Here is a 16,832-nt window from a genome sequence, read left to right on the forward strand (position 1 = left end):
TTTCTTAGATCATAGACTATGACCCGATTTATTGAGGCTATCTGCTGATAAAGAAGGCAAATGGCCGCATCTGAATGAGACTCGGTCTTTTATTTGAGGCAAAAAGGCGAACAACTATCTCACTTCTTCGCCACTGGCGATGACGGTTTCTCTTACTTTGTCTGCAAACTGCAACGCTTCCTCTCGGACTTTGTCTTCATCAACAGTCAGGATGTTTCTCTCCTGCATAAGGATCTGGCCATCCACAATGGTATGTTTCACGTTCGATGCATACGCTGAGTACACCAGCGCTGAATAGGGATTATACATTGGCAACATGTTTGGTGCCTTCGTATCAATCACGATGATGTCAGCGAGCTTGGCTGCTTCCAAAGAACCTATTTTATCTTCCATATGAAGCGCACGTGCAGCTCCTATCGTCGCCATCTCAATCACCTTGATGGGTGGCATTGCCGCGCGATCTTTGTTCACCAGCTTGTGCACTTTAGCAACTTGGTTGAATTCATCCACTGTGCTGAGTGTGTTACCTGACATCGGCCCGTCAGTGCCGAGACCAATTCGAAGACCATCATCAAACATCTTCAATGCCGGTGACACACCTTTGGCAGACTTGATATTGGCACTCATGTTGTGCGCAATGCCCACATCGTGCTTTTTCAGCAGCGCAATATCATGGTCATCGACATTAATCACGTGCGCGCCAACTAAGTTTGGCGTCAGCGCACCAATATCCGCCATGTATTCGACGGGAGACTTACCGCCACTGCGCTCGGCAATCACTTCGTTTTCACGCTCTGATTCCGCAAGGTGGATCATCACAGGCACATCGTGCTCCAGCGAAAGCCTGATGATTTTCTGCAGCACTTCGGTCGTATTGGTATAAGGTGCGTGTGGCGCGAAAGCTGGGGTAATACGTGGATGGTCTTTATATTTCTTAATAAAGTTCAGCGCGTATTGGATGCCTTCTTCCGCGTTAGCGGCATCAGCGACTGGAAACTTAATCACGGTTTCACCCAGGATCGCGCGCATACCAATCTTGTCGACGGTTTTCGCCACTTCATCTTCGAAGTAGTACATATCGGCATAAGTGGTCACGCCGCCTTTCAGCATTTCCACATTACCCAGTTGCGCGCCGATACGTACCATATCTCGGCTCACCAACTGACTTTCTAATGGGAAGATATAGCGATGAAGACGATCAGGCACATCATCACCCAGTGAACGGAACACTGTCATTGAGGCATGAGTGTGGGTGTTGATCAATCCTGGCATCACGATGTCACCGTCCACATCCAAGACAGTTTTGGCCTGATAGGCTTTCGACAGGGTCTCGTCACCGACAGCCACAATCTTGTTGCCATCAACAGCCACCACACCATTCGCATAAACCGCTTTATCAGCGTTCATGGTCAATACAGTCGCGTCTTTAATTAACAGGTCGATATGTTCAACAGCAAACGCTGCCGATGAAGCCAACGTTGCCAGAGCAACACTGGCAGAAAGGAAGGATTTTTTTAGTATGGTTATCTTCAATAAAAGCAGCAAGGAATTGCGCGGGCATCATCCCTGTAGATGGATCAAACCGGAACTAAAACGTTAATTGCACCGCAATATTTGTGACATTAAGCAAGCGTTTGTACATTCACATACACACATAAAAAAACACTGGCATAAGCCAGTGTTTTTGGTGTCTCAGAGACGTCTCAGAAGTCAGTCAGATTTAGTCTTTCTTCTGATTCTGTGGACGCATCGCCGGGAACAGAATCACATCACGGATAGTGTGTGTGTTGGTAAACAGCATTGCCAGACGGTCGATACCGATACCTTGACCCGCTGTTGGTGGCAGACCATGTTCCAGTGCAGTGATGTAGTCTGCATCGTAGAACATCGCTTCGTCGTCACCTGCATCTTTCGCATCAACCTGCGCTTTAAAGCGAGCGTCCTGATCTTCTGCATCATTCAGCTCCGAGAAACCGTTCGCTACTTCACGGCCACCGATGAAGAATTCAAAGCGGTCGGTGAAGAACGGATTGTCATCGCTACGGCGCGCCAGCGGAGAGATATCTGCCGGGTAGCCAGTGATGAAGGTTGGCTGGATCAGTTTAGGTTCTGCGGTTTCACCGAAGATTTCTTCCAGCAGCTGACCACAAGTCCAGAATTTCTCAACGTAGATCTCCAGAGACTTAGCGATAGCGACCAGCTTCTCACGATCCTGAACGTCTTCAACAGTCAGCGCTTGGATATCAGCGTGCTCTGGGTTGTAGTGCTTGATCGCTTCCAGCATGGTCATACGTGAATATTTACCACCGAATTCCACGGTGTAATCGCCGTAAGGCATAGAGGTTTCACCCAGAACTTCAAAAGCCACTGAACGAAGCATGTCTTCAGTCAGGTCGATCAGGTCGTTGTAATCTGCGTACGCCATGTAGAACTCAATCATGGTGAATTCTGGGTTGTGGCGTGGAGACAGACCTTCGTTACGGAAGTTACGGTTGATTTCGAATACGCGCTCGAAACCACCCACAACCAGACGCTTCAGGTACAGCTCAGGCGCGATGCGCAGGAACATTTCCTGATCCAGTGCGTTGTGGTGCGTGATAAACGGACGTGCAGAAGCACCACCCGGGATCACTTGCATCATTGGCGTTTCCACTTCCATGAAGTCTTTTGACTCCATGTAACGGCGAATCGCAGAAATCAGCTTAGATCTCACCTTGAATGCGTTGCGCGAATCCTCGTTTACGATCAGGTCAACGTAACGCTGACGGTAACGCATTTCCTGATCAGTCAGACCGTGGAATTTCTCTGGCAGAGGACGCAGTGCTTTAGTCAGCAGTTGGTACTCTTCCATGTTCACGTACAGGTCGCCTTTGCCAGACTTATGCAGTGCGCCTTTCACACCGATGATGTCACCGATGTCCAGGCCCTGATATTGATCTTTCAGCACGTTCTGAACGTCTTTCGCTGCGTATGCTTGAATACGACCGCTCACGTCCTGAAGTGCCAGGAAAGGGCCACGCTTTGCCATCACACGGCCAGCAACGCTGACTTTGTGATCCAATGCTTCCAGCTCTTCCTTGCTCTTTTCGCCAAACTCAGCCTGAAGATCAGCCGCTTTGTGCTCACGGCGGAATTCATTTGGGTGGCCGTTTGCATTGCAGCTTTGACGAATGTGGTTCAGTTTTGCACGACGCTCCGCGATCAGCTTGTTTTCGTCTTGTAACTGGTCAGTCATAGTGAACCTTTGAATTAACTTAAAAAATTACAAACCAGATTTCAGGCTCGCTTCAATAAACTTGTCGAGATCACCGTCAAGCACCGCTTGGGTGTTACGGTTTTCGATACCGGTACGCAGGTCTTTAATGCGTGAGTCATCCAGAACGTAAGAGCGGATCTGGCTACCCCAACCGATGTCAGACTTCGCTGCTTCATTCGCCTGTTTCTCTGCGTTCTGCTTTTGCAGTTCCAGTTCAAACAGTTTTGCGCGAAGCTGCTTCATCGCCTGATCTTTGTTCTTGTGCTGGCTTCGGTCATTCTGGCACTGCACCACGGTGTTGGTTGGTACGTGTGTGATACGTACCGCTGATTCGGTGGTGTTAACGTGCTGACCGCCCGCGCCTGACGCACGGTAAACGTCGATACGCAGATCAGACGGGTTGATATCGATGTCGATATTTTCGTCCACTTCCGGGTAAATAAATGCAGAAGAGAACGAGGTGTGACGACGACCGCCTGAATCGAACGGAGACTTACGAACCAGACGGTGAACACCGGTTTCGGTACGCAGCCAGCCGTAAGCGTATTCGCCGCTGATACGAACGGTTGCTGATTTCAATCCAGCCACATCACCTTCAGACACTTCAATCACTTCGGTCTTGAAGCCTTTTGCGTCAGCCCAACGCAGGTACATGCGCAGCATCATGGATGTCCAGTCTTGCGCTTCAGTACCGCCTGAACCTGCTTGCAGGTCGATATAACAATCAGAACCGTCGTGATCGCCAGAGAACATGCGGCGGAATTCCAGCTTCGACAGCTTCTCTTCCAGATCGCTCAGCTCCGGCTCGATTTCATCGAACGTATCCTGATCGTTTTCTTCTACTGCCAGTTCCAGCAGTTCGGTGATGTACTCGCCACCCTGATCCAGCTGGTCGATAGTTTCTACTACCGCTTCCAGCGACGCGCGTTCACGACCCAGCGCTTGGGCACGCTCAGGTTCGTTCCACACATCAGGTTGTTCGAGTTCGGCATTAACTTCTTCTAGACGCTCTTTCTTGGCGTCATAGTCAAAGATACCCCCTAAGGACATTTGCACGCTCGACAATGTCCGCTAGGCGGTTTTTGATTGGATTGATTTCAAACATGGTCACTTTTCTATGTTCGGAATGAGTTTTAACCGCCGAATTCTACAGAATTGCGGACGGAATATACAGAGTGTGATGGGGATCAAAGGAGAAATTTTCGGAGAAAAATGAGAGAAAAGGCTAAAGGTCCTGGGTCCTACAGTATTTGAACTGTTTAGCAGAGCCTCTGGCTCTTGCTCCTCCTAGGACCTTCTTTTCCTAGGACCCTAGGACCTGCTCTTCCTTACCTAAACCGCCGCCATATGCTCAACCATCAACTGCACCGTACGGTTGCCACGGAACTCGTTCACATCGAGGCGATATGCGACCTCGACCATTTGCACAGAGGGATCCGGCCAGCGTCGCAAGTCAATGTTGAAGGCGATGGCGTCCACCATTTGTCCGCCCATGACGGGTTCCAACATCATTTTCAGGTGTTTCCCGCCCACCAGCTTTTGATGCAGCAGCTTGAACTTGCCATCAAACAGTGGCTCAGGAAAGCCTTGCCCCCAAGGACCACCAGAACGCAGCGTTTCAGCCACATCCAAATTGATCTCATTGGAAAGGAGTTCACCGTCTGAAAGCAGTACACCTTTCAACTCTTCTTCGCTGATGGTGTTTTTTACGGCTTCGTCGAACAGTTTCGAGAAACGTTCAAAGTCCGCTTCGGCGATGGTCAGACCCGCTGCCATGGCGTGACCGCCAAACTTTTTAATCAGGCCCGGGTTTTGCGTATCAATCACATCCAGGGTGTCACGCATATGCAGCCCCTGAATCGAACGTGCTGAGCCTTTGATAGTGCCTTCACCACCATCAGCGAAGGCAATCACAGGGCGGTGGAATTTGTCTTTAATGCGTGATGCGAGGATACCAATCACACCCTGATGCCATTCGCGCTGGAACAGTGCAAGGCCGCAAGGCAGACTGCTGCCTTCACCAAATTGAAGACGCTCACAAATCGCCATCGCTTCTTCTTTCATGCCCTGCTCGATTTCCTTACGGCTTTGGTTCAGGGCATCCAGCTCACTTGCCATCTGGCGCGCGGCTTGAAGGTTTTGACACAGTAAAAGCTCAATACCAAATGACATATCATCCAAGCGGCCTGCAGCATTAATGCGTGGCCCCAAGGCAAAGCCGAAATCACTCGCCACCAGCGTCGTCATATTGCGGTTCGCTACTTCAATCAAAGCCTGAATACCCGGACGACATTTCCCCGCGCGGATTCGCATCAAACCCTGATGCACCAAAATGCGGTTGTTGGTGTCCAGCGATACCACATCGGCCACTGTACCCAATGCGACCAAGTCCAACAGTTCCGCCAAGTTCGGTTCAGCGATACCACGCTGGGCAAACCAGCCGTTATCACGAAGATGAGCACGCAGTGCCAACATCAGATAAAACGCCACACCAACACCTGCGAGCGATTTGGACGGAAAGCCACACTCGTTGAGGTTCGGGTTCACCATGGCATCAGCATCCGGCAGCACTTCGCCCGGTAAGTGGTGGTCGGTCACGACGACTTGAATATCGCGGGCTTTGGCTGCTGCAACCCCTTCAATCGAAGACACACCGTTATCCACGGTCATGATAAGCTCCGCGCCTTTGGCTGCAGCTTGCTCTACCACGTCTGGGCTCAAGCCATAACCATCGTCAAAACGGTTCGGCACTAGGTAATCAACGTTGGTGCAGCCCATCATGCGAAATGCCGTCACAGAAAGGGCTGAGCTTGTTGCGCCATCGGCATCAAAGTCGCCCACCACGATAATGCGTCGCCCTTCTGCCATTGCAGCTGCCAGCAATTCTACGGCGCGTGCAATGCCATGTAGTTCGTTGTAATTCAGCAGCCCGCGAGCACTGCGCTCCAGTTCACCTTCAGAGGTGATGCCACGGTTGGCGTAAATACGCTGGAGCAATGGCGGAATTGAAGCAGGAAAAGCAGCATCCTGTGCCGCATGACGACGTTTAATTTCAATCATGGAGAGAACCTGTGAGTCATCGCTTATACCGATGAGCATTAAGAATGCGGATTGAGCCTCCATTTTAGCGGGTGGTTTTCAAAGCGGAAGACTTTGGAACTGAATGCTGTGAAGACAGAAAGAAAAAAGCGCCATCAAGTCGGCGCTTTTTGAGAAGAAATATTTAACCTTTGAATTTCTGTTCAAGATTCTGCAGCAAACCCTTTGCAGGGAGATAACCGCCCAAAAGCGTACCATCTTCAAGCATAATGGCAGGTGTACCCGTCACACCCATTGCGTTGCCCAATACCATATGGCGACGGACAAGATCCGTGCACTGTTTGCTTTCTTCATTGAAGTTGCGCGCTTTTGCTAGGTTCATTGCGTCCACTTTGTCATCTGCACACCAAATGGCACTCATTTGGCCGATGTTTGGGGAGCGTTCACCCGAGCGAGGGAATGCCAGATAGCGAACGGTAATTCCCAGATCATTGTATTCCTTCATTTCACTGTGGAGCTTCATGCAGTAACCACAAGTGGTATCTGTAAATACGTTAACCACGTATTTCTCGTCTTTCGCCGGATAGACGATAAGTTCTTTCTCAACATCCGCTTCTTCAAACAGCTTTTTATTACGCTTCGCCTGAGTGATTTCAGTCAGGTTGATAGATTCCGTTGGAGTGGTATGGAAAAGCTGGCCGTAAATAAAGTAAGAGCCATCTTTATTGGCGTAAACTACGCCGCCATTCGTCACGACTTCATAGAGACCCTCAACCGGTGCTTTTTCAATAGTTTCAACATTCAGACGGTATTTCGCCAATACATCAGCAATTGCCGCTTTGTCTGCACCTTCCGCAGCCTGTGTGCCGAATGACAACATGGCAGAGGCAATCAAAGCACGCGCCATCAGTTGTTTTAAATTCATAGTGTTCAGATCCTGAAAATGGGTTTGCGGGCAAACTGTCACTCACTCAGACCGGACAGAAACGAAAAAAATCCCAAGTGAGGTAAAAAAACACCCGTTCGGCTGCATTATGCCCGAGGATGGTGCTCCTGATGCAACTGTTTTAGTCGCTCAGTCGCGACGTGAGTATAAATTTGCGTGGTCGACAGGTCACTATGTCCCAACAACATTTGCACCACACGTAAATCTGCACCGTGGTTTAGCAAGTGCGTTGCAAAAGCATGGCGCAAAACGTGTGGCGAAAGCATGTCACCATCAATGCCTGCAAGCGCCGCATAAAACTTGATACGGTGCCAGAAAGTCTGACGGGTCATCATGCGGGCGCGGCGGCTAGGGAAAAACACATCCGAACTTTGCTCACCGAGCAATGCCGGGCGGCTGTGCGCCATATATCGCTCCAGCCAGTCGATTGCTGCCTCTCCCATTGGCACCAGACGCTCTTTTCCACCTTTACCAATTACCCGAACCACGCCCTGACGCAGGCTGACGTTTTCAGTGGTCAGGCTAATAAGTTCAGTCACGCGAAGACCTGTGGCGTACAGGAGCTCCATCATGGCTTTATCGCGAAGCTCGAGAGTGTCTTCCACATCGGGCGCATCAAGTAGCGCTTCTACCTGCTCTTCCGACAAATCTTTTGGCAGACGCTTAGGCAATTTGGGGCTGATCAATGTGGCCGTTGGGTCGTCTTCACGCTGCTTTTCGCGGTAAAGGTATTGGAAAAGACGACGCATTGCAGAGAGCATACGGGCGCGGCTACTTTGCTTGTAATCCTGATCGAATAACCAATGTTGGTAATCCTGCAGTTTGGACGATGACACTTTCACCAGAGCCACGCTGTCATTATCCAGCCACTGGCAAAGTTTGGTCAGATCGTTTCGATAAGAGGCCAGGGTATTCTCAGATAGCCCCCTCTCCATCCACATTGCATCCAAAAACTGCTCTACCAATACCGCGTTTTGTTCCACGATTCACTCACTTAAGTTCAATTGTTGCTTATCTCAAACTACCTCACCCCCGCGTGAATGCAAGGTTTACCCTGATTAAGCAAAACGATTGCAGCAAAATGCGCCAAATCCTCGTGGTTTACAGGGTGGAGATACAAAGCCACGAGGAGTAGAATCCCCACGACGCAACAGCAGGAAAAGCACATGAAAATAGGTTTGTTTTACGGCTCCACCACCTGTTACACCGAAATGGCGGCAGAGAAAATCCGCGATATCCTGGGTGACGACATGGTGGATATTCACAACATCAAAGAAACGCCGGTTGACCAAATGAATCAGTATGATTTGCTGTTGCTGGGCATTTCCACTTGGGACTTTGGCGAGTTGCAGGAAGACTGGGAAGCGGTGTGGTCACAGCTCAATGGTCTGAACCTGCAAGGTAAAGTCGCCGCACTTTTTGGTCTTGGCGATCAGGAAGGCTATGCCGAATGGTACCTTGATGCCATGGGTATGTTGCATGACGAATTGCTGCCAACCGGCCTGAAATTTATCGGCTACTGGCCAAATGAAGGTTATACCTTTGAAGCCTCAAAAGCGCTGACCGAAGACGGTAAACAGTTTGTCGGCCTGGCTTTGGATGAAGACAGCCAATACGAACTGAGTGATGAGCGCATTGCAACATGGTGTGAGCAGGTGTTGGTTGAGTTTCAGGAAACGCTATAGTCCCTGAACCTGCAAGCCATCTTTCAGACATAAAAAAACCACCGCATCCGGTGGTTTTTTGTATTCCAATGATTTTGCTTTAAGCGTGTGACGTTTCGCCTTTACACTTGCCCGCAAAGCTTACCGCCGCCAGCGCAATTGCCGTTGGCAGCAACCATGCCATGCCGTAGTTAAACAGTGGCAGCACTTTCAACGCAGACACATCAACGCCCGCGACTTTCGCTGCATCCAACAGTGCGAACACCAGAGACACACCCAGTACCACGCGGTATGCCAGTTGTGGGTTAGGCATAAAGCGGCACAGGAACGTTAGAGCAATCAGTGCAATCGCAACCGGGTAAAGTGCAAACAAGACAGGAACAGATATGGCGATCAACTGGTTCAAGCCAACGTTCGCTACCACTGCACAAGCAATAGACAGGATAACCACCCATTGACGGTAAGTGATTTTGGTCAGGGTGCTGAAGTAGTCAGAACACGCTGAAACCAGACCAATAACCGTCGTCAGACACGCCAGTACAATGATGGTCGACAGGATGATTTGACCAGCAGGGCCAAACAGCGCCAACACGTAAGCTGACAGAATCGCACCACCGTTTGCCGCACCCGGTGCCACACCCGTCGCTGTCGCGCCCAGATAGAACAGAGAAACGTAAACAAATGCCAGACCTGCAGCCGCAATCACACCGGCATAAATCAGGTACTGACAGGTTTTCGCCTGATCAGTCACGCCTTTCTTACGGATAACATCCACAATCAACATACCGAACATCAGTGCGGCGAAGGTATCCATGGTGTTGTAACCTTCAAGGAAACCTGTCGTGAAGGCCTGATCCACATACGCACCCTGCGCTGCCACGATATCGCCTTGTGGGTTCACCACAACTGCAATCGCCAGTACTGCCAGTGCCGCAAACAGGGCAGGCGTCAGCAGCTTACCAATAGTGTCGATAAGCTTACCCTGAGACAGGGAGAAGAACATCGCGATGGCAAAGAACACCACCGAGAAAAGCGACAATTCGAACTGGCCTGGTGCATTTAGGAAAGGCTTAAAGCCCATCTCATAAGCCACCAAACCTGCACGTGGCGCTGCAAAAGCAGGACCGATAATGATGAAAATCAGCACCGCCATCAGTGTTGCGACTGACGCTGGCAGATCGCGGGTCAGGCCTTTCCAGCCGCCACCCGCCACGGCAACCGCGACGATACCAATAAGAGGAAGGCCTACAGCAGTGGTCAAAAAGCCCAGCATTGCAGAAAAGGTGTGTTCACCTGCCAGAAAGCCCGCCAGAGGAGGAAAGATGATATTTCCGGCCCCGAGGAAAAATGCAAAGGTCATAAACCCTAGCGCGAGTATATCGCTAACCTTTAAACTCTCTTTCACTTCGTACTACCTATGTGTGTTTGCTTAATAATTGTGTAATCAACCAGTTAGCCTTTTAGTTATTTTTACTACTCAATACCGATTACGCAGAATAATGACGAAGTTTCACTGCGCAGACAATAGAACATTAAAAAATAGATTATAAATCCATTTTTTAATGTTCTATTGGCACTTATAACCAAACATTAACCGTTAGTCGATAGAAGACAAAGATACTGAGCGCAAAAACTCATAACATGGAAGCAACATAATTATCTATTTTTTAAGCAATTGTCGACAATGGCAACGAGTAGAGATCAAGAGGTTACCGTGAGTAAAGGCTTCAGATTCAAGCAATTTACTGTTGAAGATAAAGGCTGTGGCATGCCCGTCAGTACGGATGGCGTGCTGCTTGGCGCTTGGGCTGAGGCGGGAGAGTCTGATGAAGTGCTCGACATTGGCACTGGCACTGGCTTGCTGGCACTGATGATGGCGCAGCGATTTCCCGCAGTAAAAATCACCGCGCTGGATATCGATGAACACGCCGCCAACACCGCGCAATTCAATTCAGAACAATCTGCTTGGGCAGATCGAATAAATGTACTGCATCAGGATATTGCCGAGTGGGAAAACCCGTTGCAGTTCAATACTATTATCTGCAATCCCCCTTACTTTAACTCCGGCGAGCAAGCAGGCGATTCTCGGCGAGCCACTGCGCGCCACACCGACACCCTCTCTCACGACACCTTATTAAAAGTGATAAATACTCGACTTTTACCCAACGGACAGGCGCATTTGATCTTACCTTCAGTGGAGGCTGATACCTTGCTGGCAAAAGCTGAAGAGTATGGACTTTATTGCCAACGGCTGTTGAACGTACAACCAACCGCCAACAAACCGGTGAGCCGGAAGTTGATGTCGCTATCGAATCAGGAAGAACATGGTTTAGATGCCAAAACCTTGGTGATCCAGGCAGCGGGAAGCTATACAAACGACTTTATTTCGCTCACAAGAGATTTTTACCTCAAGATGTGATGATCGTACTTGAATTAGTCTCTATAATTCGCCCCCTAACTTTGAGTGGAGAAACAACGCGTGCGAACTTTTGCTGAACTAGAACTGGATCCTCAACTGCTACAAGCGCTGGATGACATGAGCTTCGAGCGACCAACAGCGATCCAGGCTGGCGTGATCCCTCATGGTATGGATGGCCGTGATATTCTGGCGTCTGCGCCAACGGGAACAGGAAAAACGGCGGCTTTTGTATTGCCATTGCTGCAACACCTTATCGACTTCCCTCGTCAGAAGCCGGGTCCTGCACGCGCCCTGATTCTGACTCCAACCCGTGAACTGGCCATTCAGGTAGCTGATCAAGCCCGCGCGTTGGCGAAATACACAGATTTAAAGATCATCACCATCACAGGTGGTATCTCGTACCAAGAACATGCTGAGATTCTGGGTAAAACCCAAGACATCGTGGTTGCGACGCCTGGCCGTCTGATGGAATACATCGAAGCTGAACGCTTTGACTGTCGCGCAATTGAAAGCTTGGTATTGGACGAAGCCGACCGCATGCTCGACATGGGCTTTGGCCCTGCTGTTGATAAACTCTCTACCGAATGTCGCTGGCGTAAACAAAGTATGCTGTTCTCCGCGACGCTGGAAGGTAAAGGCATTGAAGGTTTCAAGAACACCCTGCTGACCGATCCGGTAGAAGTAGAAGCTGAACCGCCGCGCCGTGAACGCAAGAAGATCACCCAGTGGTACTACCGCTGTGACGACATGGCGCATAAAAATGCCCTGTTGAAAGCGATTCTGACGGAACAGGCTGAGCGTGCGATCATCTTTGTGAAAACCCGTGAGCGTCTGGCTGCACTGCGTGAATTCCTAACCAAAGAGAAAGTGAATTGTGCATGGCTGCAAGGTGAAATGGCTCAGGCAAAGCGTACTTACGCGATCGAGCGTTTCACCACTGGTGAAATTAATGTTCTGTTAGCAACTGATGTTGCAGCACGTGGTATCGACGTGCCAGACATCGACCACGTCATCAACTTCGACCTGCCACGAAAAGCCGACGTGTACCTGCACCGTATCGGTCGTACTGCCCGCGCGGGTAAGAAAGGTAACGCCATTTCTCTGGTAGAAGCGCACGATCAACCAATGATGGACCGTATCTGCCGCTACATGAAAGAAGACGTGAAAGAACGCTATGTTGATGGCATGAAGCCAAAACATAAGAAGCCGGAATTTAAGAAGAAAAAGAAAAAGCTTTCTAACAAAGAAGTAAAAGGAAAAGCTAAGAAAGCGGCGAAAAAAGCAGCGAAAAAATCCGCATAATCAAGATTTTGCTGGATTTTCAATTTAATTAACGTTAGAAAAGGAGGCGAAAAGCCTCCTTTTTTATTTGTTTGCGATCAGTCGCAGAGAAATATTCTAGTTTGCTAATGGAATGCAGACTAAAGATCGGGCTCACAATCCGTCATATTTACAATACAAAATGTTAACAATTCGTGTCATTTTCGGATTATCCTGCCGTTGGATAAAAAATCATCTATCCAATATTTTTTATTAGAGGGATCTTGTAATGCAATCTGTTGTTGATTTTTTAAACAGCATTATCTGGAGTCCAGTGCTTATTTACACCTGTTTGGGTGCTGGCCTGTTCTACTCCATCGTAACGCGCTTTGTTCAGGTTCGTCAGTTCAAAGAAATGACTCGCCTGCTGTTCTCTGGCAAAAGTTCTGAGAAAGGTATTTCGTCTTTCCAGGCGCTGGCCGTTTCACTCTCAGGCCGTGTTGGTACCGGTAATATCGCAGGTGTCGCTGCAGCGATCGGTTTCGGTGGTCCTGGTGCTGTTTTCTGGATGTGGGTTGTTGCCTTCCTTGGCGCTGCAACGGCTTACACTGAATCTACCCTTGCACAAATCTACAAAGAAGAAGACAAGGGCGAATTCCGTGGTGGTCCGGCTTACTACATCGAAAAAGCGATGGGTCAGAAGTGGTACGCATGGATTTTTGCCATCGCGACTATTTTTGCCTGTGGTGTTCTGCTCCCGGGCGTACAGTCAAACAGTATCGGTAACGCCGTTGAAGCCGCATTCGGCTCTGGTGAAATGATTGAAACCGCGATTGGTACCTACAGTCTGGCGAAAATCATCACCGGCACCCTCATCTCCATTTTGCTTGGTTTCATCATTTTTGGTGGCGTAAAGCGAATCGCGAGCTTTACTCAGGTCGTTGTGCCTTTCATGGCTTTGGCTTACATCATCATCGCATTCGTTATCATTGCGCTGAACATCACTGAAATCCCAGGTATCGTTGCGATGATCATTGGCGACGCATTCACACCTATGGCGGGTGTTGGTGCGGCTATCGGCTGGGGTGTTAAGCGTGGTGTTTACTCTAACGAAGCGGGTCAGGGTACAGGTCCACACGCAGCGGCTGCCGCGAACGTTCAGCACCCAGCGCAACAGGGTCTGGTTCAATCCTTCTCTATCTACATTGATACCCTGCTGGTATGTTCTGCCACCGCGTTTATGATCCTTATCACTGGCGCCTACAACGTTCACGGTGCTGGCGAAGCCTTCATCATCCAAAACGTTGCTGCAGACATTGCTGCGAATGGTCCAGTCTTCACCCAGATGGCAATTGAAAGCACCATGCCGGGTTGGGGCAAACCGTTCATTGCGATTGCACTGTTCTTCTTTGCGTTCACCACGATTCTGGCTTACTACTACATCGCAGAAACCAACGTGGCCTACCTGCGCCGTACCATCAAACTGCCAGGCATGATGTTTGTGCTGAAAGTGATTCTGATGGCAGCGGTATTCTATGGCACCGTGAAAACCGCCAACCTCGCGTGGGCGATGGGTGACGTGGGTGTGGGTCTGATGGCTTGGCTGAATATTGTAGGCCTTGTGATCATCTTCTTCCTGAGCAAGCCTGCCCTTAAAGCGCTGCACGATTACGAGCGTCAGCAGAAAGAAGGTGTGGAAGAATATACTTTCGATCCTGTGAAGCTTGGTATCAAGAACGCTGACTACTGGGAGCGTCGTCTGGCACGTCGTACTCAAGACAGCGAAGCGTCGGATGAAGTCTCCGGTAAGCCAGTCAATCCGACTGCTTAATCGAGATTATTGAGATACAAAAAAGGTTAGCCTCGGCTAACCTTTTCTTTTTTCTGATTTTAAATGGCGATTACTGCTCTTCGCGCTTAAACACCAGTTCCTTGTCGCTCGACTCTTCATTACAGAACCAGTATCCAGCCGTATCAAACTGCTTCAAAGCCTCAACCGAATCAATGCGGTTGTCGATGATGTAACGCGCCATCATGCCGCGCGCTTTTTTGGCAAAGAAGCTGATGACTTTGTACTGGCCGTTTTTCTGGTCTTTGAACACTGGCGTGATGATCTGCCCGTCCAATTGCTTAGGTTTGACTGATTTGAAGTACTCATTCGATGCAAGGTTAACCAGTACCTTATCACCCTGCGCGGCCAGTGCCTGATTCAACTCATCCGTGATGATGTCACCCCAGAACTGATAAAGATTGGTACCGCGTGGGTTCGCAAGCTTCGTGCCCATTTCCAAGCGGTAAGGCTGCATCAAATCAAGAGGACGCAACAGACCATAGAGACCTGACAGCATTCGCAGGTGATTCTGCGCCCAATCAAAGTCCTCTTCACTGAAAGTTTCCGCTTCAAGGCCTGTGTACACGTCGCCTTTGAATGCCAGAACCGCTGGACGGGCATTGTCGGTCGTGAACTCCGGCGACCACTCAGTAAAGCGTGCCGCGTTCAAACCTGCAATCTTGTCGCTTACTTTCATCAGACTGGAAATATCTGCCGGTGTCAGCTTACGGCAAACATCAATCAAAGCCTTAGAGTGCTCGGTCAACGTTGGCTGCGTGTAACGCTCCGTTGCAAGCGGTGATTGGTAATCCAAGGTTTTTGCCGGAGAAACCACAATCAACATAGTGTCATTCCTTTCAATCTCTTATTAGAGCAAAGAGTAACACCGACCATCAAAAAAGCCACGCGATCAAGCGTGGCTTTTTCCTATATGTGCCATAGACGAAACCGAATAAATCAGTTTGCTTTCTGGCGATTTTCCGATTCTGTTACTTGCGGTTTTCCCCAGACGCCTGGCTCAATCTGATTGAGCATATCAGGGTGATTACGGCTGTTGAACGACGGCACTTTGCCCTGCTTCACTTGCTGGTTGTAGTCTTTCGCCAGCGTCACCACGGTGCCAGAGAGCAGAAGGATTGCAATCATGTTTACGATCGCCATCAAGCCCATTGAAGTATCTGCCATGATCCAAACGACTGGCAACTCAGCCATCGCACCAAACATCACCATGCCAAGTACGACACAGCGAAAAAGGTTTAAACCCGCTTTGTGGTTGTGCTCAAGGAAGATCAGATTGGTTTCGGCATACGAATAGTTTGCAATGATTGAGGTAAACGCGAAGAAGAAAATCGCCACAGCCACAAAAATACCACCCCAGTCACCCACTTCGTTAGAAAGCGCACGCTGGGTCAATTCAATGCCGGTGATTTCACTACCCGGCATGTATTCGCCGGACATCAGGATGATTGCCATGGTGGCCGAACAAATAACGATGGTGTCTACAAACACGCCCAGCATCTGCACATATCCCTGAGAAGCAGGGTGCGGAGGATAAGGCGTTGCGCTGGCTGCAGCATTCGGCGCTGAGCCCATACCTGCTTCGTTGGAAAACAGGCCACGCTTAATGCCTTGCACCATGCCCTGCGCCACTGTGTAACCCAGCGCGCCCGAAGCGGCCTCTTCCAGCCCAAAAGCACTACGGAAAATCAGCGATAGTACATCGGGCACTTTTCCCAGATTAGTCAGCATGATGTACATGGCAAGCGCCAGATAAAGCAGCGCCATCACCGGCACAATCAACTCAGCCGTGCGGGCAATTTTTCGAATGCCACCAAAAATAACAAAGGCTGCAATTACCACCAATACAGCACCAACATGAAGGGGATCAAAGCCAAAAGCGACGTAAGCTGCCTGAGTAATGGAATTAGCCTGTACTGAGTTGAAAACCAGACCAAACGCAATGATTAGCAGCACAGAGAAGACCACGCCCATCCAGCGCATGCCAAGGCCTTTTTCCATATAGTAAGCCGGACCACCGCGGAAGTTGCCATCATCATCACGGGTTTTATAAAGCTGTGCCAGCGTGCTCTCAGCAAAAGCGGTGGCCATACCCAGTATGGCAATCAGCCACATCCAGAAAATGGCACCCGGCCCACCTAGCGTTAACGCAACGGCAACACCTGCCATATTGCCCGTGCCCACACGCGCCGCCAAGCTAGTACACAATGCCTGAAACGAGGAGATACCCTCTTTGTCTGATTTACGGCTGTTTTTCATCACCTTGAACATATGCCCGAAGTGACGAATTTGAATAAACCCAAGGCGCAGCGTAAAGAAAATACCGCCACCGATCAGAAGATAGATGAGCACCGATCCCCAGATCAGGTCGTTTAAAAAGTTGATGAGACTTACCACGC

The 16,832-nt window shown here is 49.6% G+C and carries 13 protein-coding genes; 4 read left to right on the forward strand and 9 right to left on the reverse strand.

Annotated features, from left to right (window positions below; genetic code table 11):
- Positions 1 to 114: 114 nt before the first annotated feature.
- From VP504_RS08330 to xerD, 6 genes are all read right to left on the reverse strand, one after another.
- Positions 115 to 1,521, reverse strand: coding sequence for an amidohydrolase (locus tag VP504_RS08330; RefSeq protein ID WP_325894006.1), 1,407 nt, complete (start codon positions 1,519 to 1,521; stop codon positions 115 to 117).
- A 199-nt stretch (positions 1,522 to 1,720) separates the two neighbouring features.
- Complete coding sequence (lysS, locus tag VP504_RS08335; RefSeq protein WP_325893834.1) at positions 1,721 to 3,235, reverse strand: lysine--tRNA ligase; 1,515 nt, start codon at positions 3,233 to 3,235, stop codon at positions 1,721 to 1,723.
- 27 nt (positions 3,236 to 3,262) lie between these two features.
- Positions 3,263 to 4,361, reverse strand: a protein-coding gene (gene prfB, locus VP504_RS08340; protein WP_325893835.1) for a peptide chain release factor 2 whose coding sequence is annotated in 2 segments (ribosomal slippage) — positions 3,263 to 4,285 and positions 4,287 to 4,361 — 1,098 coding nt in all. Because the reading frame shifts where the segments join, the coding sequence is not laid out codon by codon here.
- A 227-nt stretch (positions 4,362 to 4,588) separates the two neighbouring features.
- Positions 4,589 to 6,316 carry a single-stranded-DNA-specific exonuclease RecJ gene (gene recJ, locus VP504_RS08345; RefSeq protein ID WP_325893836.1) on the reverse strand — a complete coding sequence of 576 codons (1,728 nt, stop codon included), beginning with the start codon at positions 6,314 to 6,316 and terminating at the stop codon, positions 4,589 to 4,591.
- A gap of 163 nt (positions 6,317 to 6,479) precedes the next feature.
- Positions 6,480 to 7,220 (reverse strand): bifunctional protein-disulfide isomerase/oxidoreductase DsbC, encoded by a 741-nt coding sequence (gene dsbC, locus VP504_RS08350; protein ID WP_325893838.1) that lies wholly within the window; start codon positions 7,218 to 7,220, stop codon positions 6,480 to 6,482.
- Between the two features lie 107 nt (positions 7,221 to 7,327).
- Positions 7,328 to 8,182, reverse strand: coding sequence for a site-specific tyrosine recombinase XerD (xerD, locus tag VP504_RS08355; RefSeq protein WP_232314351.1), 855 nt, complete (start codon positions 8,180 to 8,182; stop codon positions 7,328 to 7,330).
- A 225-nt stretch (positions 8,183 to 8,407) separates the two neighbouring features.
- On the opposite strand from xerD, the gene fldB reads away from it, so the two are divergent.
- Positions 8,408 to 8,926, forward strand: a complete 519-nt coding sequence (gene fldB / locus VP504_RS08360) for a flavodoxin FldB (protein WP_325893840.1) — start codon at positions 8,408 to 8,410, stop codon at positions 8,924 to 8,926.
- Between the two features lie 79 nt (positions 8,927 to 9,005).
- Here the strand turns inward: fldB and brnQ are convergent, their stop codons facing one another.
- Positions 9,006 to 10,310, reverse strand: coding sequence for a branched-chain amino acid transport system II carrier protein (gene brnQ / locus VP504_RS08365; RefSeq protein ID WP_325893841.1), 1,305 nt, complete (start codon positions 10,308 to 10,310; stop codon positions 9,006 to 9,008).
- A gap of 279 nt (positions 10,311 to 10,589) precedes the next feature.
- On the opposite strand from brnQ, the gene VP504_RS08370 reads away from it, so the two are divergent.
- From VP504_RS08370 to VP504_RS08380, 3 genes are all read left to right on the forward strand, one after another.
- On the forward strand, positions 10,590 to 11,324 hold the full coding sequence (locus VP504_RS08370) for a tRNA1(Val) (adenine(37)-N6)-methyltransferase (protein WP_325893842.1): 735 nt from the start codon (positions 10,590 to 10,592) through the stop codon (positions 11,322 to 11,324).
- A 60-nt stretch (positions 11,325 to 11,384) separates the two neighbouring features.
- Entirely contained in the window at positions 11,385 to 12,626 is a 1,242-nt protein-coding gene (gene srmB / locus VP504_RS08375; RefSeq protein ID WP_002540395.1) for an ATP-dependent RNA helicase SrmB, read from the forward strand.
- Positions 12,627 to 12,873: 247 nt separating this feature from the next.
- Complete coding sequence (locus tag VP504_RS08380; RefSeq protein WP_046303903.1) at positions 12,874 to 14,415, forward strand: alanine/glycine:cation symporter family protein; 1,542 nt, start codon at positions 12,874 to 12,876, stop codon at positions 14,413 to 14,415.
- A 70-nt stretch (positions 14,416 to 14,485) separates the two neighbouring features.
- Here VP504_RS08380 and yaaA read toward each other — a convergent pair whose 3' ends face one another.
- Together yaaA and VP504_RS08390 are read right to left on the reverse strand one after the other, a co-directional pair.
- Positions 14,486 to 15,259, reverse strand: coding sequence for a peroxide stress protein YaaA (gene yaaA / locus VP504_RS08385; RefSeq protein ID WP_325893844.1), 774 nt, complete (start codon positions 15,257 to 15,259; stop codon positions 14,486 to 14,488).
- A gap of 113 nt (positions 15,260 to 15,372) precedes the next feature.
- Positions 15,373 to 16,830: an alanine/glycine:cation symporter family protein gene (locus VP504_RS08390; protein ID WP_325893846.1), complete on the reverse strand. Its 1,458-nt coding sequence runs from the start codon at positions 16,828 to 16,830 to the stop codon at positions 15,373 to 15,375.
- Between the last annotated feature and the right edge of the window lie 2 nt (positions 16,831 to 16,832).

Source organism: Grimontia sp. NTOU-MAR1, assembly GCF_035758505.1.
Lineage (GTDB): Bacteria > Pseudomonadota > Gammaproteobacteria > Enterobacterales > Vibrionaceae > Enterovibrio > Enterovibrio marinus.

Coding starts and splice junctions, on each gene's coding strand:
- dsbC (WP_325893838.1), bottom strand. CDS start 7,220: ATGAATTTAAAACAACTGATGGCGCGTGCTTTGATTGCCTCTGCCATG.
- yaaA (WP_325893844.1), bottom strand. CDS start 15,259: ATGTTGATTGTGGTTTCTCCGGCAAAAACCTTGGATTACCAATCACCG.
- xerD (WP_232314351.1), bottom strand. CDS start 8,182: ATGTGGATGGAGAGGGGGCTATCTGAGAATACCCTGGCCTCTTATCGA.
- recJ (WP_325893836.1), bottom strand. CDS start 6,316: ATGATTGAAATTAAACGTCGTCATGCGGCACAGGATGCTGCTTTTCCT.
- fldB (WP_325893840.1), top strand. CDS start 8,408: ATGAAAATAGGTTTGTTTTACGGCTCCACCACCTGTTACACCGAAATG.
- VP504_RS08380 (WP_046303903.1), top strand. CDS start 12,874: ATGCAATCTGTTGTTGATTTTTTAAACAGCATTATCTGGAGTCCAGTG.
- lysS (WP_325893834.1), bottom strand. CDS start 3,235: ATGACTGACCAGTTACAAGACGAAAACAAGCTGATCGCGGAGCGTCGT.
- VP504_RS08370 (WP_325893842.1), top strand. CDS start 10,590: ATGGCAACGAGTAGAGATCAAGAGGTTACCGTGAGTAAAGGCTTCAGA.